Consider the following 21,273-nt stretch of genomic DNA (forward strand, 5'->3'; position numbering starts at 1 on the left):
AGATGTTTAAAGATTTAATGAAATCCATGTTTAAAGAAGACGTCGATATTGAAGAAGAACTGGAAGACGACGAAGAATATCCGGTCGATGAAGTCAGCGTACAGGCACCGGAGAAAAAAGAACCGGACATCAAAGCGGATGCGGCCCAAAGCCCGGCTGCCGATGCAGAAAAACAACCGGAAATCGTGAATTTCGACGAAATCCCTCCTGTTCAGCCGTTTCAGCCGGAACAACCGAAAAAAGAAACCGGCTTTATGGATATCCACGCCGACGGCTATCGCCCGCATAACCGCAGAAGAAACAGCGAGTATCATTTTGACCGCAATAAACTGAAAAACAACAGCCGCACACGGAGCAATTATCAGGCGATCATCTCGCCGATCTTCGGCAATACCCACGACGAAGACAAAGATTACTCCAAGGTGCACGATGCGATCCGTTTGGAGAAACCGCTCAACGATCCGAACTTTAAAGAAGTCCTGTCTCCGATGTACGGCCAGGATCTGCCGACCGTCACCAAGAAACAGACCGTGCCGAAGATGGATCCGAAAAAGGAAGCAGCCAAAAAACAGGCCGTGGAACTTTCGGACATGCTGGAAAAACCAGAGAAGAAAACCGATGCACAGCAGGGACTGTTTGACGGCAGCGGAAAGAAGGACTGACCATGGCGTATCATTTTATCGGTATCAAAGGAACCGGTATGGCCGCGCTGGCCTGCATTCTGCATGACGAGCACTATGAAGTGACCGGCAGTGATATCGCCAAATACATTTTTACGCAGGACCGGCTGGAAGAACGAAACATTCCGTTTACGACATTCGATCCCGCCAACATCAAAGACGGCGACACGGTCATCATCGGCAACGCGTTTGATGAATCCAATCCGGAAGTCAAAGCCGCGCTGGCAAATCCGACCGTGAAGACCTATTACTATTTTGAATTCTTAGGTAAGTTCATGGAATCGTATGATTCCATCAGCATTGCCGGAACGCACGGTAAGTCGACCACGACCGGTATCCTGGGATCGATGCTTCATGACTTGGATAAGACCGGTTATTTGATCGGCGACGGCCATGGCTATATGCCGGAGGGCGCGAAATACTTTGTGGTCGAGTCCTGTGAATTCCAGCGTCATTTCCTGAACTATCACCCGGATTATGCGATCATCACCAATATCGATCTGGATCATACCGATTACTACAAAGATCTCGATGATTACATTTCCGCTTTCCAGTCCTTTGTGGATCAGATCCGCAAGAAAGCCGTTGTCTTCGGCGATGATCCGCATCTGACCAAGCTGCATTATAATGTTCCGTATGTGACCTACGGCTTGAAAGACGGCAACGATTATCAGGCGGTCAATGTAGAGCAGGGCCCGTTCGGTATGCGGTTCGATATCAAACACAAAGGCAAGATCCTGGCGCATGCGGAGCTGCCGGAAGCCGGCGATCCGTTCCTGCAGGATGCGCTGGGCTGCTTTGCGATGGCACATGAACTGGGCATGCCGGCCGATGATATCGTAGAAGGTTTAAAGAACTTTAAGGGCATCTCCCGCCGTTCGGTCATCGAAGAAATCGGTGAGAACGTGCTGATCGATGATTATGCGCACCATCCGACGGCGATTCGTTATATGATTGATATGGCCCGCAAAAAGTTCCCAGGCAAGAAAATCGTTGCGCTTTATAAACCAGATCGTTATTCACGGCTCCAGGATTTCCTGCAGGGCTTTGCGGACAGTCTGAATACAGCAGATCAAGTCTGCCTGTGCGACTTTCCGAAAAACGCAGTGCGTGAAAACGAGAATGTCACCGTGACGATCGATGATCTGATGAATCTTTGCCCGGGCGCCAAATTATTGGACATCGACGATGTCTCGGCCAAGATTTTGTATGACATGCAGCCGGCGGTTTATGTATTCATGTCCAGCAAGGATATCTACCTGCTGAAGGATAAATTAAAAGCATTATTTGAAGAGGACTGAGCGCCTCTTTTTTTCTTATGAAAATGTTTTCAAAATCGGTAGAGGTAAATTTTCAAACGTGTTATAATTTTTTCGAGGTGATACCATGGAAGAAGTCTTGGAAGGCATCCGTGAATTGTTCTTATGCCTGCTGCCGGTTGCCGGCGTTGTGGCCCTGGTGTATTTGGCATTTTTCCTAAAGAAATTAATCGAGACGTTAAAGGAATTCGATAAGACCCTAGCGGTCGTAGATACACAGATCAAAAAACTGGATGCACCGTTAGCGACAGTGGAAGACCTGTCACATACTGTCGATGATGTCCACCATGCCGCCAGAGAAGCGACGATCGCCGCTGTGAAATCTGCCGGTGAAGGATTGGATCAGCTGAAAGCGTGGGTCAATGAAAAGAAAGAAGATCAGAAATTGGCCAAAGATGCAGAAGCTGTGAAGAGCTGGGTGGATGAAAAAACGACGGTCGTAAAAGAAAAACAGGATGAAATCAAAGATGCTGTTCATCAAAAACGGGTACGTGAATTCCCGGTCTATCATGACGGTCAAATTGAGGAGGATCGATAATATGTCAGATGAAGAAAAGAAAACAGCCGAATCCGAAGTGGAAAAACTTAAAGAAGAGTCCCTGGAAGAATTGGAAAATTACCGTGAAGACGGCAATGCCGAAAACGAAAAAATGATCAATGATGCCCGCGAGCGCCTGAACAAGATTTTCAGTGATTTGAAACAATGGACCAAGGATACATCTGATCCGGAGAAAATCAAAGCGGTCTTGGAAAATTCCAAGGAAAATGTCACCAAGACCTTGCAGGAATCGCGTGAAAAAGCCGTTGAAATCAGCAACAGCGAAAGTTTCCGCAAGACCATTGACGGCACCAAAGATGTATTGGAAGGAACGCTGGGACTGATCAGCGAAGGCTTTAAAGCCACCGGCGAGCTGCTGATGAACAACCCAGCGATGAAAAATGCCGCCCAGCGTGCGGATGAACGCATGGATACACTGCGGAAAAGCGAAGGCTTGAAACGCGGGGTGGATGCTGCAGAAGAGTTCACCAATAAGATGAATTCCACAATTTTCGGCGGACTGCGAAATCTGCTGGATAAAAAGGACGATGGTGACGGTCAGCAATGAAACGAATAACAATTTATGATGTCGCAAAAGAAGCGGACGTTTCCCTGGCTACGGTCAGCCGGGTCATCAATGACAGCAACGTCGTGCGGGAAGATACCCGCTTACGCGTACAGGAAGCAATCAAAAAATTAGGATACAAGCCCAATGCCATTGCGCAGGGACTGGCTTTGTCAAAGACGACGACCGTATCGATTGTCATGAGCGAAAAACTGTTTGCCTACAATGCGAAGATCCTGAATGGTTTGATGGATGTAGCCAAGATCTACAACTACAACATCATGTTCCACACCACCAGCAAGGGCATTTCCCGGATGCAGGATGTGATCGAATCGATCATCAAATCGCGTGTGGATGGTGTGATCTTATTCAATGACAACTTCTCCCAAGAAGAGATGGAAGTATTGAATGATTACCAGATCCCGACCGTCGTGGTCGGCAGCCGGATCGAAGACAACGGCATCGAAACGGTCGGCAATGTCTATATTAATTTTGAACAGCTGGCCTATGAACTGACCAACCGTTATTTCGAACGGGGCATCGACGATATTTCATTGGTGGAAGATAAGCTGAATATGAGCACCATGCAGCAGCTGAAAGCCGGCATGGAGCGGGCGTTTAAGGAAAACGGCAAAGAATTTACAAAGTATATTTCCTACGATGAAACGTATAAGAGTTCTTATGCCTTCCTGACGGAATATTTCAAGACGCATAAACCAAGCAAAGTAGTCGTGACGCTGCGTGATTCACAGGCGATCGCTATGATGAACGCCGGCACCGAAGCCGGATATACTGTTCCGGACGATGCCGAACTGATCTGTGTGCTGAACAGCAAGTACCTGATGATGACCCGTCCGAATGTTTCGACCTACAATGTGCCGGAATACGATATGGGTGCGGTCGCGATGCGTCTGTTGACCAAGATGCTGGTCAATGATGAGTCCGTGAAAAACAACAATAAGATCAATATGTCGTACAACTATATGCCGCGGCAGACAACGAAAGATTAAGGTGCGCAGGCGCCTTTTCTTTTTAATTTCAGTATCTTATAATAAGAACATGGAACTTGTAATTGTAAATCAGGCGCATGACCATTCCGTTTATCGTTATAAAAAAGATTATCAAACGATCCTGGAACGGACCTGCACCGTATTGAACCGTCCGGGCGACTGGACCTTATCGGTCATTTTCGTGACCCCCGAAGAAATTCATGAGATCAACCGCAGTTATCGGCACGTCGACCGTGCCACCGATGTGATCAGCTTCGCGCTGCAGGATGACATGTCGGATGCATTCGGTGAAGAAGATGAATATGAACTGGGTGATATTTTTATTAATGTACAGGCCATCCGTGATCAGGCAGCAGAATACGGCCATTCCCAGCGCCGGGAAGCCTGCTTCTTATTCTGCCACGGTCTGCTGCACTTAATGGGTTATGATCATATGACACCGGAAGACGAAAAAGAAATGTTTCATTTACAGGATGTGATATTGGATGAAGTGGTTCATCGGTAGATTTAAATATGCGGCATCCGGTTTTCGGTATATGTTAAGGGACAGAAGCATCCGTCTGCAGATGCTTTTCGGACTGATCGTGCTGATCGCAGCTGTCCTTCTGCACTTGAATGCCGGCGAATGGCTGTGGATCTGTACAGCGATCTTACTGGTAGTTGCTGCTGAGGTCTTTAATTCCTGCATCGAAGGCTGTGTTGACTACATTTCGACCAAACGGGATCCGCGCGCAAAACGGATCAAAGACATGGCTGCTGCCGGAGTGTCCTTGATCTGCATTTTAGCGGCGATCATTGGTCTGGTTATTTTTATTCCCAAATTATAGGAGGAACGCTATGAGCTATCAATCCGGATTTATTGCGATCATCGGCCGGCCGAACGCCGGTAAAAGTACGCTGATGAACGCTATGCTTCAGGAAAAAGTATCCATTATGTCGGATAAACCAAACACTACCCGCAATAACATCGCGGGTATTTTAACGAAGGCCGACTGTCAATATGTTTTCATGGATACCCCTGGTATCCATAAACCGCAGCAGCAGCTGGGACGCGTTTTAAATAAAAATGCTTATACCGCGATGGAGGACTGTGACTGCATCGGCTGGATCGTTGACGGCACACAGAGCTTCGGCACCGGTGACCAGCATATTCTCAAACGCATTGAAACGCTGCACAAACCAGTGGTCCTGATCTTAAACAAGATCGATTGTCTGCCGCGGGAAAAAATGATGAAGAGCCTGCTGAAATGGCAGACTGTTTATGATTTTGCGGACATCGTGCCGATCAGTGCGTTAAAAACGGACAATCTGGAAGAACTTCTGAACGTCTTCCGTAAATATCTGCCGGAGGGCGGACCTCTGTTCCCGTCAGAAATGACCAGTGACCACAGTCTGACATTCCAGTTATGTGAAATTGTCCGGGAGAAGATCCTGACCCGCACGCAGCAGGAGATCCCGCACAGTGTGGCCGTGGTCCTGGATTCGTATCAAGAGGAGGATGAGAAACTTTACCTGCAGATGTCGATCATTGTCGATAAGGACAGCCAGAAAGGCATCTTGATCGGCAAACAAGGGGCCATGATCCGTGCGATCCGTCTGGATGCTCAAAAGGAAATCAAACAGAAACTGCAGCGCCCGGTGCAGCTGGAACTTTATGTCCGGGTGGTAAAAAACTGGCGGAACAAAGCCGATAAGATCAAAGAATTCGGCCTGGATGAGTTGGAAGATGACGACTGAGACCGAAGCGCTGATCTTGAGCGTAGATGCTTATCGGGAAAACGACGGGCTGGTGTCAGCGCTGCTGCCGGACCGGAAGATCCGCTTTCTGGCCCGCGGGATCCAGAAAAACAGTTCGAAAAACCGCATGGTCTGTCAGCCGTATTCGAAAGTTAGCATCAGCATCAATGAACGGCCGGGCAAACTGCCGATGCTGCTGTACGGCCAGGTGATCTCGTATGCTTACCGCATCATGTCCGATTTAGAAATGCAGTGCGTGGCAGCCGGCATGACCGAATGCATCAGTCATATGGAAACCGATCCGACGGTGTATCATAGCCTGGATCACATGTGGCAGGCGTTCCAAAAGGAAGCAGACAACCGCTATGGCTATGCCTGTCTGGCGATGGCCAAACTGTTGATCAAGAATGGGATCGCTCCGTATACGGACGGCTGTGTGCGCTGTCAGCGGACCGACCATCTGGATGCTTTTTCCGTACGGGAAGGCGGCTTCCTTTGTCAGGCGGACAACCGCAATCCAGTCAACCGGCGCCCGAAAGCAGATCTGATCAAGATCCATTCGTTGTTTCATTGCCGTGGAAAGGAAGAAAAACTGCTGGAATTGTTCCATTTTACGCTTTCGGACTGGCTGGAATGGGCCTATTGGTTTGAATATTATACGCAGATCCATTTGAATAGTGTTGAGCTATTGAAAAAGATACAATAAACAGACGTCTTTGGCGTCTTTTTTATTGAAATTGTGTTATTATATTAAAGTACCTTTTTGTCAGCATTTTTGACAAAAACAATAAAGGAGTCGACTATGAACGAAAAAACTTTTAATGATGTTGTGGCGCATATGAAGAACACCGGATTCGTTTTCCAAGGATCCGAGATCTACGGCGGCCTGTCCAATACTTGGGACTTCGGTCCGCTGGGTGTGGAATTAAAGAATAATATAAAAAACGCGTGGTGGAAACGTTTTATTGAAGAAGACCCGCGCAATGTCGGCATTCAAAGTGCCATTTTGATGAACCCGGAAGTCTGGGTGGCCAGCGGCCACGTCGGCGGGTTCAGCGATCCGCTGATGGACTGCAAGGAATGCAAGAGCCGTTTCCGTGCCGATCAGCTGATCGAAGAGGCAACCAATCATGAAGTCAGTGCTGCCGGCATGTCCAATGAAGAAATGGAAAATTTCATCAAAGAACACGAAATTGCCTGCCCGAAGTGCGGAGCCAAGAATTTTACCGGTATCCGTCAGTTCAATTTGATGTTCAAAACGTACCAAGGCGTTCTGGAAGATGCGAAAAGCACGATTTATTTACGTCCGGAAACCGCCCAAGGTATCTTTGTGAATTTTAAAAACGTCCAGCGTACGATGCGCCGAAAGGTGCCGTTCGGCATCGGCCAGATCGGCAAGAGCTTCCGCAATGAAATTACGCCGGGCAACTTTATTTTCCGTACCCGTGAGTTTGAGCAGATGGAACTCGAATTCTTCTGTAAGCCGGGAACGGACCTGGATTGGTTCAAATATTATTGCGATGCCTGCCTGCAGTTCTTGTACGATTTAGGCATCCGCAAAGAGAGCCTGCGCCTGCGTGCGCACGATCCGGAAGAACTGGCCCACTATTCCAACGGCACCAGCGATATCGAGTATCAATTCTCCGAACCGATCGGCTGGGGCGAACTGTGGGGCATTGCGGACCGCACGGACTTTGATTTAAAGGCGCACCAGGAACATAGTAAACAATCACTGGAGTATTTTGATCCAGCGACAAACGAAAAATATATCCCGTATGTCATCGAACCGAGTGTCGGTGTCGAACGAATGATGCTGGCGCTGATGTGCGAAGCCTATACGGTTGAACAACTGGAGAAGGAGGAGCGCGTTGTCCTGAAGCTGCATCCGGTATTGGCACCGTATAAGGTTGCCGTGCTGCCGCTTTCTAAGAAATTGAGCGAACCGGCAACTGAAGTATTCCACATGCTGTCAAAGCACTTCTCCTGCACCTATGATGAAGCCCAAAGCATCGGCAAGCGGTATCGCCGTCAGGATGCGGTCGGCACGCCGTACTGTGTCACGGTGGATTTCGATACGGCCGAAGATGGCTGCGTCACGGTGCGTGACCGCGATACGATGGCACAAGAACGGATCGCGATCAAAGATTTGAAAGCTTATTTGGAACCGAAATTCGAATGGTAGAAAGGAGAGCGGATTGAGCTGGATCGCTGAAGAAGATTTAAAGGCCATCCGCAGTCAGGCGGATATTGTAGATATCATCTCACACTATCTGGACTTGGAAAAACGCGGCAAAGACTACAAAGCCGTCTGCCCGTTTCACGATGACCACGATCCGAGTTTATCTATATCGGCAGAAAAACAGATCTTCAAGTGTTTTGTATGCGGGGCCGGCGGCGATGTGTTCGGCTTTGTGCAGCGGATCGAAAATATCAGTTTTCAGGAAGCTGTCTATAAAGTAGCGGACATGATCCATTATCCCCTTGAGCACCGCAGTGTGATCAAACGCGAAGATCCGAACCAACGTTATTACGATGCGCTGCAGGAATATATCCGTTTTACGTGCTACGAACTGAAAAGCGAAGAGGGGAAGCAGGCCGATGCGTATCTGCGGCGACGTAAGATGACCGATCAAATCATCGATGATTTTGAGATCGGCTATGCACCGGCAGCGGACATCTCCCGGCGTTTCCTGCAGGCTAAGCAATATAGCCCGCAGATCCTGGAGGAAATCGGATTGACATCCGGCGGCCGGATCTTATTTCATGATCGGTTTTTGATCCCGATCCATGATGAGAACGGCTATCCAGTCGGGTTTACCGCCCGCCGTTTAAATGACCGCAGTTCCGAGCCGAAGTACATCAATACCTCGGCAACGAAAATTTATGAAAAAGGCAATTTTGTCTTCAATTATCACCGTGCCCGGCCGGCTGCCCGGAAAGCGGAACGCGTCATCCTGACCGAAGGCGCGATGGATGTGCTGGCATTTGAGAAAGCCGGGATCCATGAAGCCATTGCCTGTCTGGGAACCGCTTGTACCCAACGACAGCTGCAGCTGATTGCCGGATTGAAACAACCGGTAACGGTTTGTTACGACGGGGATCAAGCCGGTCAGGATGCAGCCTATAAGTTCGGCCGTTCGGCAGCTGCCCGTCATCTTTCGTTTCAGATCGTTCAAAGTTCGACGGATCAGGATCCCGATGAGATCTTTGACAGCGGCGGCAAAGAAGCCCTGAGCGAATATGTATCACGGACGATTTCGTGGGTCGATTTTCTATTTGACTATTTGCGGAAAAAATATAATCTGGATACATATGAAGACCGGAAAGCCTATGCGCAGGAAATCTTTGAAGCCATCAAGCTGACCGATGAGCCGTTTGAGAAGCAGACCGACCTGCAGAAACTGAAACAACGGAGCGGTTTTGATTTTTCCCAGGCGATCAGCCAGCCGGTGCAGCCGCATAGGAAAAATCGGCCGCTCCCGCAGACCGTCATTTCGATGCCGGAAGACGGGCGTACGCATGCGGAGCGGGTGATCTTATCCATGATGTTATTGAATAAAGACGCAGCCCGCCGTTTTAAGGAAGAAATCGGATTTTTCAAGAATGAATACTGCCGGCAGATCGCCTTGTACTGTTATGACATCTATCGGGAGAAAGATCAGCTGGATCCCGATGATCTGATGTCCCGGATCAACGAAGAACCGGTCCGTCGGTACTTGAACGATCTGCTGCTGGATACAAACCGTCCCCAAACGTTTGATGAAACGTATTTTGAGGACAGTCTGACCAAGGTCCGCAAGTGTCTGATCCAGGAACAGCTGGATGTGATCAATCGTAAGATCAGCAGCACTTCGGATCTGGATGAAAAATTGAAGTTATGGAATAAGAAAAAAGAACTGATCATGAATAAAGATCGTTTAGGAAGAAAGGAAGGATAGGGAATGGCTGAAGAAAAAAACACCATGCCGAAAAGCTTTGCCACATTGGAGGAGGCAAAAGAATACTTGCTGAATACCAAGAATTCAGATGAGAACTTATCGCAGCACGCCTTCATGGAAGCCATCGCCAAGCTGAAATTATCCGATGATGATCTGGATGCCTTATTCAACTGGTGTGATGAAAACGACATTGCTTTTCTTGATAAAGACGGGCTGGATGACATCGATGAAGATGTCGAAGTGGAAGAAGATGAGGATTCCGTTGACGAGATCGCGCAGCTGGAACAATCGTTTGCGAACTCTTCCCATACCAAGATCAATGATCCGGTCAAGATGTATTTGAAAGAAATCGGTCAGATCCCGCTGCTGGATCCAAAAGAAGAGCCGATCATCGCCAAGCGGATTCAGGAGGGGGACGAAGAAGCCAAACAGATCCTCATTGAATCGAACTTGCGGCTGGTGGTCTCGATCGCAAAGAAATATGTCGGCCGCGGCATGCTGTTTCTGGATCTGATCCAGGAAGGCAACTGCGGATTGATCAAAGCCGTCGATAAATTTGATTATAAAAAAGGCTTTAAATTTTCTACCTATGCCACATGGTGGATCCGGCAGTCGATCACCCGTGCCATTGCTGATCAAGCCCGGACGATCCGGATCCCGGTGCATATGGTCGAAACCATCAATAAATTGACGCGGATCCAGCGGCAGCTGGTCCAAGATCTGGGCCGTGACCCGATCCCGGAAGAAATCGCTGAAAAGATGGACAACATCACTGCGGATAAGGTACGTGAGATCCAGAAGATCGCTTTGGATCCGGTCAGCCTGGAGACGCCCATCGGTGAAGAAGATGATTCACATTTGGGTGATTTCATCGAAGATAAAGAGACGCTTTCGCCGGATGATTATACAAACAACCAGCTGCTGAAGGACGAGATCAACAACGTCCTGCAGGGCTTGACCGAACGCGAGGAAAAAGTTCTGCGGCTGCGGTTCGGCCTGGAAGACGGCCGGACCCGGACGTTGGAAGAAGTCGGCAAAGAATTCAATGTGACCCGTGAACGGATCCGCCAGATCGAAGCCAAGGCGATCCGTAAACTGAAGAAACCGAACCGTTCCAAACGTCTGAAAGACTTTATGAAATCATGATTTCCCGCCGGCTGCGCAAGATCGTCGACTGGATCGACGGCAGCGTCTTAGCAGACATCGGCTGTGATCATGCCTATGTGGCCATTGCTGCCGTGCAGGAACATCGGGTAAACAAAGCCTACGCCTGTGACATTGCGCCCGGACCGCTGCAGCGGGCGGCAGAAAATATCCGCGCACAGAACTTAGATGGTCAGATCGAATGCCGTCTGCAGACCGGGATCGAAGGACTCCCCGAAGCGGTCGATATCATTGTCATTGCCGGCATGGGCGGCCGCACGATCCAGGATATCTTATCCAAGGGACAGATCCGGGAGCAGACCTTTCTGATTTCGCCGCATAATCATGCAGCCGACCTGCGCATGTATCTTCAGGCGCACGGACTGCATATCCTTCGTGAGCAGCTGATCACGGAAGGGAATCATGCCTATCCGATCCTGGAAGTCAAGAAAAAGGATACGATCCAGCCCATGACTGCCTTTGAGATCGAATACGGCAAGAATGTATGCAACAGGGAAGAGTTTCAGACCTATTTGGATCGACTGGAACAAAAATATAAAACGCTGCTGAAACAGGTCCCGCCGGAAAAAAACGGCGAATTGGTTCAAAAGCTGGAATGTTTAAAAAAAAGAGATACACTATAGAATTTCTTCTATGTGTATCTTTTGTTTTTGTTCGGGATGATGCAGCGTATCGATGACCATCTGCGTTAAATAGGGCGGCGTGCTCGCTCCGCTTGTGACCGCGATCGTCTCTGCCTCAGCGATCGCTGCCGGATCCAGTTCAGTCACATCCTGGATGCGCTGAATGCTGCGGATCCCCGCAAGCCGGCCGATCTCAGCCAGTTTGGCGGTATTGTTGCTGGTGGGGGAGCCAACGACGATCAGAGCCTGTACATTTTGTTTTTTTAAATCCAGGATCGCCTGCTGACGGACACGCGTCGCATTGCAGATTTCATCATGGAATTCAGCTTGTGGATAATACCGGCGGATCGCCAGAAAGAGATCGCGGATATCAAGTACGGACATTGTGGTTTGATTGGTGACAAAAATCGGGCTGCGGACCGCTGTCGGAATGTCATCCGGTTTGGTGATCAAGGCCACATGATCCTGGTGCAGATAGATGGCTTCGGCCTCGGGATGACGGTATTTGCCGATGTAGAAAACGGTATAACCAGCCTGCAGTTTTTGTTTGACAATTTTTTGTGTCTGCAGGACAAACGGACAGGATGCATCGACAATGGTCAGCCCTTTTGCTATAGCCTTCTGCCGGACTTCATCACTGATGCCATGCGCTGTGAAGACCACAACACCTTCGTTGATTTGATCGAGCAGCTCCAGGCGGGTCCGGCCTTTTTGTTCCAAGGTGCGGATGTCCAGCCGGCCCAGCGCTTCTTTGACATACTCATTGTGGACCAGATTGCCGAGGATGGTGATCGGCTGATCCGGATATTGATTGCGGCAGGCTTTTACCTTGGCAATCGCCTGCCGGACGCCGCCGCAGTAGCCCTGCGGTTCGACTTTGATAATTTTTCTGTTCATGAAAATATTATCGCATAGCTTCATTTGTTTTCAAAGGGGGAGTATGGTATCATGAACAAGATTTTAAGGAGGCGAAACCATGAATTCATCAAAACGGATCCAGGAAATCATGGATCTTGAGCATTTTAAGACCATGACACCGATCCAACAGGAAGTATTAAAATATGAAAACAGTAACCGTGACCTCATCGGTATTTCCAGCACCGGTTCCGGAAAAAGCCATGCCTTCTTTTTTCCGATCTTCGATCAGCTGGATCTGGAGAAAGATGAAGTCCAGGCGGTGATTTCAGCGCCCACCCGTGAATTGGCGTTTCAGTTGTATTCCCGTTGTAAAACTATTGCCAAACATTTCGGCGCGCGGGTCAAGCTGGTGACCGGCGGTATGGAACGAAAAGAAATTGGTCTGCAGCCGCAGATCGTGATCGGGACACCAGGACGGATGAAAGATTTATTTATTCAGGAAAATGAACTGCGTCTGGATACGGCCCAGCTCATGGTCATCGATGAGGCGGACATGACACTGGAATTCGGTTTTCTGGAAGATGTCGATGTGATTTTATCCAAGATGCCGAAAAATCTGCGCCTGATGGTCTTCTCGGCGACGATCCCGAATGCGCTGCATCCGTTCTTACAGAAGTATCTGCACGATCCGGTCTGGATCCAGATCGATGAAAACAAAGATTATCAAAGTGACGTCACGCATTATTTGGTGCCGTGCAAACATAAATCCTATCAGGAAAAACTGCTCGATGTGCTGCCGGCCATTCAGCCGTATGTTTGTCTGATTTTCTGCAACACAACAGCGGAGACAAAAGCGACCGCGGATTTTCTGCGCGCCAATGGATACGATCTGGTCGAACTGCACGGCGATCTGGAATCCCGCCAACGTCTGCAGGCCATCAAGACCATCGAATCGCAGCAGAAAACATATATCGTGGCCAGTGATATTGCCAGCCGCGGCATTGATATCGAAGGGATCACGCACGTGATTTCTTGCGGCTTCCCGCGGGATCTGAAATTCTACATTCATCGGGCCGGCCGGACCGGACGGGTGCAGCGGGACGGAATTTGTATTGCACTGTATCAAAAATCCGACCGCAATGCGATCCTTTCGCTGATGCGGAAAGGCATTGCGTTTCATCATAAAGATGTGAAGAACAACACGTTTGTTGATCTGAAACCATACGTCGACCGCAAACCGCCGAAAAAAGACGATCCGCTGGAACAAGAAATCAATAAGATCGTGCACCGGAAGAAGCAGAAAGTCAAACCAAATTATAAAAAGAAACAACGTCAGGAAATTGAACGATTGAAACGAAAACGGAAACGCGAGATCATCCAAAAGGATATTCAGCGGCAGAAAAAAGAACGCGCGATCGAAAAGCAGCGTGCGAAAGGAAAACGATCATGATCTATTTAGGCAGTCACGTATCTATGAAAGCCCCGGACTTCATGCTTGGTTCGATCAAGGAAGCCCTCTCTTATGGCGCCAATGCGTGCATGATCTATACCGGGCCGCCGAGCAATTCCCGCCGTCGGCCGGTCGATCAGCTGAAGATCGACGAGGCCCATCAACTGATGGCGGAACATGACTTTGATCCGCATCGGATCATCGTCCATGCTCCGTATATCATTAATTTGGCAAATTCCGTCGATCCGGAAAAATCGCAGTTCGGTGCGGACTTTCTGAAAGAAGAATTAGGCCGTACCGCGGCCATCGGGGCCGATACGCTGGTGCTGCATCCCGGCAGCCATGTCAAAGCCGGTACGGAAATCGGGATCCAATGGATCATTCAGCGTCTGAATCAGGTATTGGATGCGGATGATCATCCGGTCAACATTGCCCTGGAGACGATGGCCGGCAAAGGCAGTGAATGCGGGACGACGCCGGAGCAGCTGGCCGAGATCAAAGCCGGGGTGCATAAACAGGAGCGGATCCGTATCTGCATGGATACTTGTCACTTGAATGATGCCGGCTATGACATCGAGGATTTTGATTCAGTCTTGGATCGGTTTACAGCCTTGTTCGGACTTGAAAACATTGCGGTGATCCATGTCAATGATTCAAAAAATCCGCTGGGAGCACATAAAGACCGGCATGCGAATATCGGGCAGGGAACCATTGGGTTCGAGGCGTTATACCGTGTTTGTCACCATCCGCAGCTTGCGGATGTCACAAAGATCCTGGAGACGCCGTATGTGGACGGCGAACCGCCGTACGAACATGAAATTGAAGCTTTACGCGATCATTTACCAATCGAAAAGGCAGACCATTGATCTGCCTTTTTTTCTGGTCTGAACATTGGTGTCGGAGCGCTTGAGTATTGGGAAAGGTTTGTGATAGAATAGGTGCGGTAAAGGAATGAGAGTATGAAGTTTAGAGGTCATCGTTTTGTGTTTGTTTTGGTTGTTCTTGTTTGTGCAGCCTTTTTTATTTTTCATGCTTTATTGTCGGAACCAAGCAATGTACAGACGGGACTGTCTTATATCGAAAAACAAGAAAATGCGGATACCGACCAGCTGAATCATAAATTAAGCACCATCCGAAGCCAAGAACTGGAAAAAGCGTATCAGGACGGCAAGATCAATATCTTTGCTTTTTATCAAGACTACGCGTTTTTTGGCGATTCTCGTGTGACCGGCTTTTCAACATACGGTTATCTGGATTCATCACGGGTCCTGGCAAAAACTGGGCAGACCATCGTAAATATCAAAGATTGGAAACCGCAGATCAAAAAAATGCGGCCGACCCACTTGTATTTTTCCTATGGTGTGAACGATATCCAAAGCAATTTGGATGAAAGTCTCGGCGGGTATGATACATATTACGAGAAACAGATCAAAGAAATTCTGAAACTGTGTCCGAGCGGAACGACCGTGACGGTCAATTCTATCCTTCCGGTCTCGGCTGGGGCAGAGGAAAAGAATGCGAACTGGAAGAATATTGATGCATATAATCAAAAAATCAAAAAAATGTGCAAGCGAAATCACTGGACGTACATTGATAATGATTCTATTTGCGATTCGGATTCAATCTATGAAGGCGACGGGATCCATTTTGTTCCTTCCTTTTATCAAGTTTGGGCGATGCATATGCTGGGATTGTAAGAAGGGTGAAAGATGAAGAAGAGAAAAAAACAACTTCGAAGACATGTTGTTTTTGTTGTGATTTTTGCGGTGATTCTCGGCATCGTTATATGGCCTGCAGATGATGCGGTGGATAGGGGAATTGCCTATGTGAAGGGGCAGGAACAGAAATCAACGACGGCTATATCGAAAAAATTGACCAAAAAACGTAGCCAGGAATTAAACGATGCCTATAAAGAAGGCAAGATCAATGTCTATTCTTTCTTTACAGATTATGCCTTTTTTGGCGATTCCCGCGTTGTGGGATTTTCCAATATGGGAGTCCTGGATCGTGCACGGGTGATGGCCGGCGCCGGCCATACCGTCAAGAATATTACGGACTGGAAAAAACAAATCAAAGGGCTGCGTCCGAGTCATTTGTATTTTTCTTACGGCGTCAATGACATGGGACTGGATATTGACGGACAGTACAATGGGTACGATCGGTACTATGCCTCGCAGATCAAACAAATCTTGAAATACTGTCCCGATGGGACGACTGTCACGGTTTGTTCCATCATTCCGGCCACAGCAGCGGCCGCGGCCAAGTCTCCTGCCTGGAATCAGGTGGATAAATACAATGCAAAGATCAAAAAGATGTGTAAAGAAAATGCCTGGACCTATGTCGATAATACCGAGATCTGTGATGACGGACAAGCGGATATTTATGAAGCAGATGGGGTCCATTTTCATGCGTCATTTTACCCGGTATGGGCAAAGAATATTTTAGGATTATAGAGGTGAGGGCATGTCAAAGAGAACGATTACGATCCTGCGCTATGTTTTTTTCGCGCTGATCATCGGTGTACTGGCAATGAATTTACACCAGCCGGCAGACTGTAATAAATCGGTGAATACAGTCACCAAACAGACGATGGCTTCGGTCAACACGAAATCTTTAGAACAGCAGAACAACCAGGAAATCAAACGCTTCCTGCAGCTGGATGCCAGTATGTATGACGGCATTGTCTATTATAAGGATTCAGATACGATGAAAGCGGATGAATTGCTTATCGTAAAATTTAAAGATCATTCCCAGGCGGAGGATTTTAACGATAAGATGCAGACCCGCATCGACAGTCAAAAAAAGATTTTTGCAGGCTATGCACCGAAAGAGGCCGATAAACTGGATGCGGCAGTCGTCGATGTGCGGGCCAATTATGCTTTATATGCCGTCAGTAAAAATGCGGATACATTTGATCAGCAGTTCCGGGCTGCTTTGAAATAGAAAGGGCGAATCATGACATTTAATAGTTTAAATTTTATTTTCATGTTTCTGCCGGCTGCCTTGCTGCTGAATCATTATCTTCCTTCTGCACGGGCCAAGAATATCATGCTGGTGGTGCTGAGCTTTTTGTTTTATGCGTGGGGCGATCCCGCTGCATTGCTCCTGCTGCTGATTTCGATCGGCTGGAATTATTTGACGGCGCTGCAGATGGCGGCAGAGGACGATGACCGTAAGAAAAAGCATCAGTTTGTGCTCGGCATCGTGATGAACTTAGTGATCCTCGGTGTTTTTAAATATACGAACTTTATTTTAAATGATGTCCTGTTCCTACATCGGCAGCTGGATATTGCCTTGCCGGTCGGTCTTTCCTTTTTCTTATTTTCGGAAATTTCCTATTTGGCTGATGTTTACATGGGAAAATCAAAAGCATCGCATGATTTAGTGGAATACTCCTTATATGTCAGCTTCTTCGGAAAAATCAGCATGGGTCCGATCGTGCAGTACCACGATATGGAAGACCAGCTGGGCGAAAGGACAATTGATCCTTACGATGCCGGTCAGGGCGCATTGCTTTTTACAAAAGGTTTGATCAAGAAAAGCCTGCTGGCCGATCAGTTTGCGACCTTATTTGCCGCGACAGCCGGCAGTACCTCTGTATTGGGAGCCTGGCTGTATGGTGCGGCATATATGTTGGAGATCTATTTTGATTTTTCAGGCTACAGCGATATGGCCATCGGCATCGGGCAGATGTTTGGATTCCACATGGATCCAAACTTCAATCATCCGTATATTGCCAAAAGCGTGCAGGATTATTGGCGGCGCTGGCACATTTCTTTGTCGCGCTGGTTCCGGGATTATCTTTATATTCCGCTGGGCGGAAGCCGCGTATCCAATCGAAAATATATCCGTAATATCCTGATCGTCTGGTTCTGTACTGGATTGTGGCACGGTGCCAACTGGACCTTTATTTTATGGGGATTGTATTTTGGTGCGTTCACGCTGCTGGAAAAGTTTTATCTGAAAGATTTTCTTTCGAAGCATACAAAATTCGGCCATATTTATACGTTGTTGGTCGTGCTGGTGAGCTGGATCTTCTTCTGCAGTCCGGATATCGGTACAGCATTTGGTGTGATCGGCCGTCTGGTCGGTATCGGCGCTTCGGCATGGGCAGACGGCAGTACAGCCTTCCTGCTGCTGAACAACTGGTTCCTGCTGCTGTTGGGCGTGCTGTTCTCGATGGATATTTTCAAAAATCTGCAGACTTCCATACTGAATCGATACAAGAAGAAAGGCATCACCTGGATGACAGCTGTCTATCTAGTTGGTTTTGTTTTATGCATTGCTTTTATTGTCGGCGGAACGTTCCATCCGTTTCAGTATTTCGCGTTCTAGAAAGGGGCTGATCATATGAAGAGAAAACGTTCAGATAAAGTCGGGATGCTTTATTCCCGCATTATGATCATCGTTTTATGTCTCGGTTTTGTGATCAATGCTCTTGCGCCGGATCAAGCAGAATCGACGGTGGAAAACCGTTCGCTGCAGCAGTTTCCTGCCTGGAATACGGAAGATGTGATTTCCGGGCGGTACGGAACCGAATTGAACAACTGGTTCTCAGATCAGTTTGTCGGCCGCAACGCCCTGATCCATCTGCGTTATCTCACACTGAAAGCAACCGGCACCCGGAAGATCGATGATGTCTATCTAGGGCATCATACCTTGGTAGAGGATGTTGCAGTCGAAAACGAGAAGCAGCTGCAGCGCAATTTGAAAGCGATCAATGCATTTCAGAAGAAAGAGTCGGATATCAACTGTACGTTTGTACTGGTGCCCAATGCCGTTTATGTACAGCCGCAGAACCTGCCGACCGGGGCTGATCCGGCGGATCAGAGCGAACGAATCGATGCGATCTATGATCAGCTGAATTCAAAGGTCAAAACCGTGGATCTGCGTTCTTCCTTAAAGAAATATAGTGATGATTATCTGTATTATCGTACGGACCATCATTGGACATCTTACGGAGCATTCCGTTCGTTCCAGACGATTGCCAAAGAGATGGACCTGGATCAAAATGTTAAGAAAAGCGACTACAAAGTTTATACGGTCGCGGACGATTTTAAAGGAACGCTGGCACATAAGACCGGCAGCCTGAACATGAAAGATGATGTTGAGATCTATGTCCCGAAGAATGATCCAGATTATTTGATGACGGATCCCTCTTCGCATAAACGTTCCCGTACGGTTTTTTCCAGCGAGGGTGCGCAGTCCGAAGATGCCTATACGGTTTTTCTGAACGGCAACCATGCCCGCATCGATCTGGAAATGGACAATGATTCGGACCGGCATCTGCTGCTGATCAAAGATTCCTATGCCAATGCGATGATTCCTTTCCTGATTCCGTATTATCGGACGATCACGGTGGTGGATCCGCGCTATTATACGGGCAACCTCTCGCAGCTGATGGCAACCAATGTCTATACCGATGTACTGTATTTATACAACTACAACACCTTTGTCCAGGATACCTCTTTGGCAGATGTGCTGAATTCATAAAAAGCGGACACATGTCCGCTTTTAGTATGCCTCGATTTCCTCAATCAGACGTTGGACCATCTGATCCTGCGGGATCTTTTCGATGATCTTTCCTTTTTTGATCAACAGTCCTTCGTTCTTGCCGCCGGCAATTGCGATATCGGCATGTTTCGCTTCGCCCGGCCCGTTAACTGCACAGCCCATGATGGCAACGGTGATGTCTTTGTGGACCGTCTGTAAGTAGTGTTCGATTTCGTTGACGACTGGTTCCATGTTCCATTGTGTCCGGCCGCACGTCGGGCAGGCGATCAAGTTCGGGACATCATCGATCAAATGACAGGCTTTGAGTAGTTCTTTTGCCAGGATGATCTCATCGGCCGGATCGCCGTTGATGCTGATGCGGATCGTATTGCCGATACCGTCTAACAGTAAATTGCCTAAAGCCAGACTGGATTTGACCGCACTGGTCATTTTCGTGCCGGCTTCCGTCACGCCTAGATGTAACGGATAGTCAAAAATTTCTGATGCTTTCCGGTACGCTTCGATACAAAGGAGCGGATCGCTGGATTTGAATGATAAGACCGTATCGTAAAAGTCCATTTCTTCTAAGATCCGGACATGCCGGCGGGCACTCTCGATCATGCCTTCGGCAGTCGGTCGGCCGTATTTTTCGTGAATGTCTTTTTCCAATGAACCGCTGTTGATGCCGATCCGGATCGGTATGTGTTTGGCCTTGCAGGCCTTGACGACCGCTTCGACATTTTCGCGTCTGCCGATGTTGCCCGGATTCAGGCGGATCGCATCGGCACCGGCTTTAATGCAGGCCAGTGCGAGCTTATAGTCAAAATGAATGTCCGCTACCAACGGAATGTGGATCTGGTCCGTGATGGCTTTGATCGCTTGGGCATCTTCCATATCCATGCAGCTGACACGAATGATCTCACAGCCCAGTGTTTCCAGTTCATGGATCTGGGAGACAACAGCGCTGACTTGGCTGGTCTTGATGTTGCACATGGATTGAATATAGATATGATCGTTGCCGCCTAAGGGCAGGCTGCCGATCTTACATTGTCTGGTTTCTGTTCTTTTCATGTTGTTCCTCCAATCTATATAGGTCCGTACGGCGGTGTTTTAATAACGGCAGCTGCTGACGGACTTGTTCCGTATCATTAATATCAATGGATGTGATCTGGCTGCAGGCGTCGGTTCCAGCCTGTGTTACGACGCGTCCCCATGGATCTGTGATCAGCGAATGGCCCCACGAATGATACGATGCATGCGGGTCCAGTGCCGGAGCTGTGGCAACGCAGAAGACTTGATTGAACAGCGCCTGTGCTCGAAAGGTCAGTTCCCAATGCGCGGGCCCAGTCGTCTGATTGAAGGCGGCCGGCACAAAGAAACAGCGGGCGCCGTGCAGAGCCATCAGCCGTCCTAGTTCCGGGAAGCGGATATCGTAGCAGATGCAGATCCCCATGGTTCCGAATTCGGTCGGAAATGTCGTGACGGCATCGCCGGCAGAGAGAATGTCGGATTCTTTAAAGTGCTGTCCGCCTTGGACCTGGATATCAAATAAATGCATCTTGCGATGTCTGGCCAGCAGTCTGCCGCTGCGGTCAAAGACAGGGGCAGTATTATAAATATGCCCGTGATCGATTTCAGGAAAGCTTCCGCCGATGACGTAGGCATGATGACGGATGGCCAGCTGCTGCATAAACTGGAAGCAAGCTCCTTCAAATGGTTCGGCATAGTCCGGAAAGCACTTGGTATCATAAGGACAGGCAAACATTTCAGGCAGACAAATAAAATCGATATCGTCAGGAATGTCGATCTGCGCAATGGCCTGAAAGGTCTTCTGCAGCTGAGAATTGGTATGGGATTGAATCTGAAGAATTTTCATGATACATCTCCTTTCTATTTAT

At 48.4% G+C, this 21,273-nt stretch carries 23 protein-coding genes; 20 read left to right on the forward strand and 3 right to left on the reverse strand.

What is annotated here, in order from left to right; all coding sequences use genetic code 11:
• The first annotated feature begins 2 nt into the window (after positions 1-2).
• The 13 genes from HNQ47_RS05960 (at position 3) to HNQ47_RS06020 (ending at position 11,574) form a co-directional block, all read left to right on the forward strand.
• Entirely contained in the window at positions 3-662 is a 660-nt protein-coding gene (locus HNQ47_RS05960) for a hypothetical protein (RefSeq protein ID WP_183328483.1), read from the forward strand.
• A gap of 2 nt (positions 663-664) precedes the next feature.
• Positions 665-1,981, forward strand: coding sequence for a UDP-N-acetylmuramate--L-alanine ligase (locus tag HNQ47_RS05965; protein WP_183328484.1), 1,317 nt, complete (start codon positions 665-667; stop codon positions 1,979-1,981).
• 85 nt (positions 1,982-2,066) lie between these two features.
• Positions 2,067-2,537 carry a hypothetical protein gene (locus tag HNQ47_RS05970; RefSeq protein ID WP_183328485.1) on the forward strand — a complete coding sequence of 157 codons (471 nt, stop codon included), beginning with the start codon at positions 2,067-2,069 and terminating at the stop codon, positions 2,535-2,537.
• Between the two features lies 1 nt (position 2,538).
• Positions 2,539-3,105 carry a hypothetical protein gene (locus tag HNQ47_RS05975; RefSeq protein ID WP_183328486.1) on the forward strand — a complete coding sequence of 189 codons (567 nt, stop codon included), beginning with the start codon at positions 2,539-2,541 and terminating at the stop codon, positions 3,103-3,105.
• Positions 3,102-4,112, forward strand: a complete 1,011-nt coding sequence (locus HNQ47_RS05980) for a LacI family DNA-binding transcriptional regulator (RefSeq protein WP_183328487.1) — start codon at positions 3,102-3,104, stop codon at positions 4,110-4,112. Before HNQ47_RS05975 ends, HNQ47_RS05980 begins: the two co-directional genes overlap by 4 nt.
• Before the next feature lie 49 nt (positions 4,113-4,161).
• Positions 4,162-4,617, forward strand: coding sequence for an rRNA maturation RNase YbeY (ybeY, locus tag HNQ47_RS05985; RefSeq protein WP_183328488.1), 456 nt, complete (start codon positions 4,162-4,164; stop codon positions 4,615-4,617).
• The gene (locus HNQ47_RS05990; protein WP_183328489.1) at positions 4,598-4,939 is read left to right on the forward strand and encodes a diacylglycerol kinase family protein; all 342 of its coding nucleotides are present in this window, start codon (positions 4,598-4,600) and stop codon (positions 4,937-4,939) included. The genes ybeY and HNQ47_RS05990 overlap by 20 nt, the downstream gene beginning before the upstream one ends.
• A 10-nt stretch (positions 4,940-4,949) precedes the next feature.
• A complete protein-coding gene (gene era / locus HNQ47_RS05995; RefSeq protein ID WP_183328490.1) occupies positions 4,950-5,849 on the forward strand; it encodes a GTPase Era in 900 nt (299 codons plus the stop codon).
• The gene (gene recO, locus HNQ47_RS06000; RefSeq protein ID WP_183328491.1) at positions 5,827-6,555 is read left to right on the forward strand and encodes a DNA repair protein RecO; all 729 of its coding nucleotides are present in this window, start codon (positions 5,827-5,829) and stop codon (positions 6,553-6,555) included. The genes era and recO overlap by 23 nt, the downstream gene beginning before the upstream one ends.
• Positions 6,556-6,651: 96 nt before the next feature.
• Complete coding sequence (locus HNQ47_RS06005; protein ID WP_183328492.1) at positions 6,652-8,031, forward strand: glycine--tRNA ligase; 1,380 nt, start codon at positions 6,652-6,654, stop codon at positions 8,029-8,031.
• Positions 8,032-8,044: 13 nt separating this feature from the next.
• Positions 8,045-9,787 (forward strand): DNA primase, encoded by a 1,743-nt coding sequence (gene dnaG, locus HNQ47_RS06010; RefSeq protein WP_183328493.1) that lies wholly within the window; start codon positions 8,045-8,047, stop codon positions 9,785-9,787.
• 3 nt (positions 9,788-9,790) lie between these two features.
• Entirely contained in the window at positions 9,791-10,933 is a 1,143-nt protein-coding gene (rpoD, locus tag HNQ47_RS06015; protein ID WP_183328494.1) for an RNA polymerase sigma factor RpoD, read from the forward strand.
• A complete protein-coding gene (locus tag HNQ47_RS06020) occupies positions 10,930-11,574 on the forward strand; it encodes a tRNA (adenine(22)-N(1))-methyltransferase (RefSeq protein WP_183328495.1) in 645 nt (214 codons plus the stop codon). The genes rpoD and HNQ47_RS06020 overlap by 4 nt, the downstream gene beginning before the upstream one ends.
• Here the strand turns inward: HNQ47_RS06020 and ispH are convergent.
• Positions 11,569-12,471, reverse strand: coding sequence for a 4-hydroxy-3-methylbut-2-enyl diphosphate reductase (ispH, locus tag HNQ47_RS06025; RefSeq protein ID WP_183328496.1), 903 nt, complete (start codon positions 12,469-12,471; stop codon positions 11,569-11,571). The genes HNQ47_RS06020 and ispH overlap by 6 nt on opposite strands.
• 79 nt (positions 12,472-12,550) lie before the next feature.
• Here ispH and HNQ47_RS06030 point away from each other — a divergent pair, with 79 nt between their 5' ends.
• From HNQ47_RS06030 to HNQ47_RS06060, 7 genes are all read left to right on the forward strand, one after another.
• Entirely contained in the window at positions 12,551-13,882 is a 1,332-nt protein-coding gene (locus HNQ47_RS06030) for a DEAD/DEAH box helicase (protein WP_183328497.1), read from the forward strand.
• The gene (locus HNQ47_RS06035; protein WP_183328498.1) at positions 13,879-14,748 is read left to right on the forward strand and encodes a deoxyribonuclease IV; all 870 of its coding nucleotides are present in this window, start codon (positions 13,879-13,881) and stop codon (positions 14,746-14,748) included. Before HNQ47_RS06030 ends, HNQ47_RS06035 begins: the two co-directional genes overlap by 4 nt.
• A gap of 93 nt (positions 14,749-14,841) precedes the next feature.
• Positions 14,842-15,579: a GDSL-type esterase/lipase family protein gene (locus HNQ47_RS06040; protein ID WP_183328499.1), complete on the forward strand. Its 738-nt coding sequence runs from the start codon at positions 14,842-14,844 to the stop codon at positions 15,577-15,579.
• A 12-nt stretch (positions 15,580-15,591) separates the two neighbouring features.
• Positions 15,592-16,335: a GDSL-type esterase/lipase family protein gene (locus HNQ47_RS06045; RefSeq protein WP_183328500.1), complete on the forward strand. Its 744-nt coding sequence runs from the start codon at positions 15,592-15,594 to the stop codon at positions 16,333-16,335.
• Positions 16,336-16,345: 10 nt separating this feature from the next.
• Positions 16,346-16,825, forward strand: coding sequence for a DUF4358 domain-containing protein (locus HNQ47_RS06050; RefSeq protein WP_183328501.1), 480 nt, complete (start codon positions 16,346-16,348; stop codon positions 16,823-16,825).
• Positions 16,826-16,837: 12 nt separating this feature from the next.
• Complete coding sequence (locus tag HNQ47_RS06055) at positions 16,838-18,217, forward strand: MBOAT family O-acyltransferase (RefSeq protein ID WP_183328502.1); 1,380 nt, start codon at positions 16,838-16,840, stop codon at positions 18,215-18,217.
• 15 nt (positions 18,218-18,232) lie between these two features.
• Complete coding sequence (locus HNQ47_RS06060) at positions 18,233-19,375, forward strand: DHHW family protein (RefSeq protein ID WP_183328503.1); 1,143 nt, start codon at positions 18,233-18,235, stop codon at positions 19,373-19,375.
• Positions 19,376-19,396: 21 nt separating this feature from the next.
• Here HNQ47_RS06060 and ispG read toward each other — a convergent pair whose 3' ends face one another.
• Positions 19,397-20,446, reverse strand: a complete 1,050-nt coding sequence (gene ispG, locus HNQ47_RS06065) for a flavodoxin-dependent (E)-4-hydroxy-3-methylbut-2-enyl-diphosphate synthase (protein ID WP_183328504.1) — start codon at positions 20,444-20,446, stop codon at positions 19,397-19,399.
• Positions 20,418-21,251, reverse strand: coding sequence for a carbon-nitrogen hydrolase family protein (locus HNQ47_RS06070; protein WP_183328505.1), 834 nt, complete (start codon positions 21,249-21,251; stop codon positions 20,418-20,420). Before HNQ47_RS06070 ends, ispG begins: the two co-directional genes overlap by 29 nt.
• Positions 21,252-21,273 lie beyond the last annotated feature (22 nt).

This window comes from Catenisphaera adipataccumulans (assembly GCF_014202755.1).
Lineage (GTDB): Bacteria > Bacillota_I > Bacilli_A > Erysipelotrichales > Erysipelotrichaceae > Catenisphaera > Catenisphaera adipataccumulans.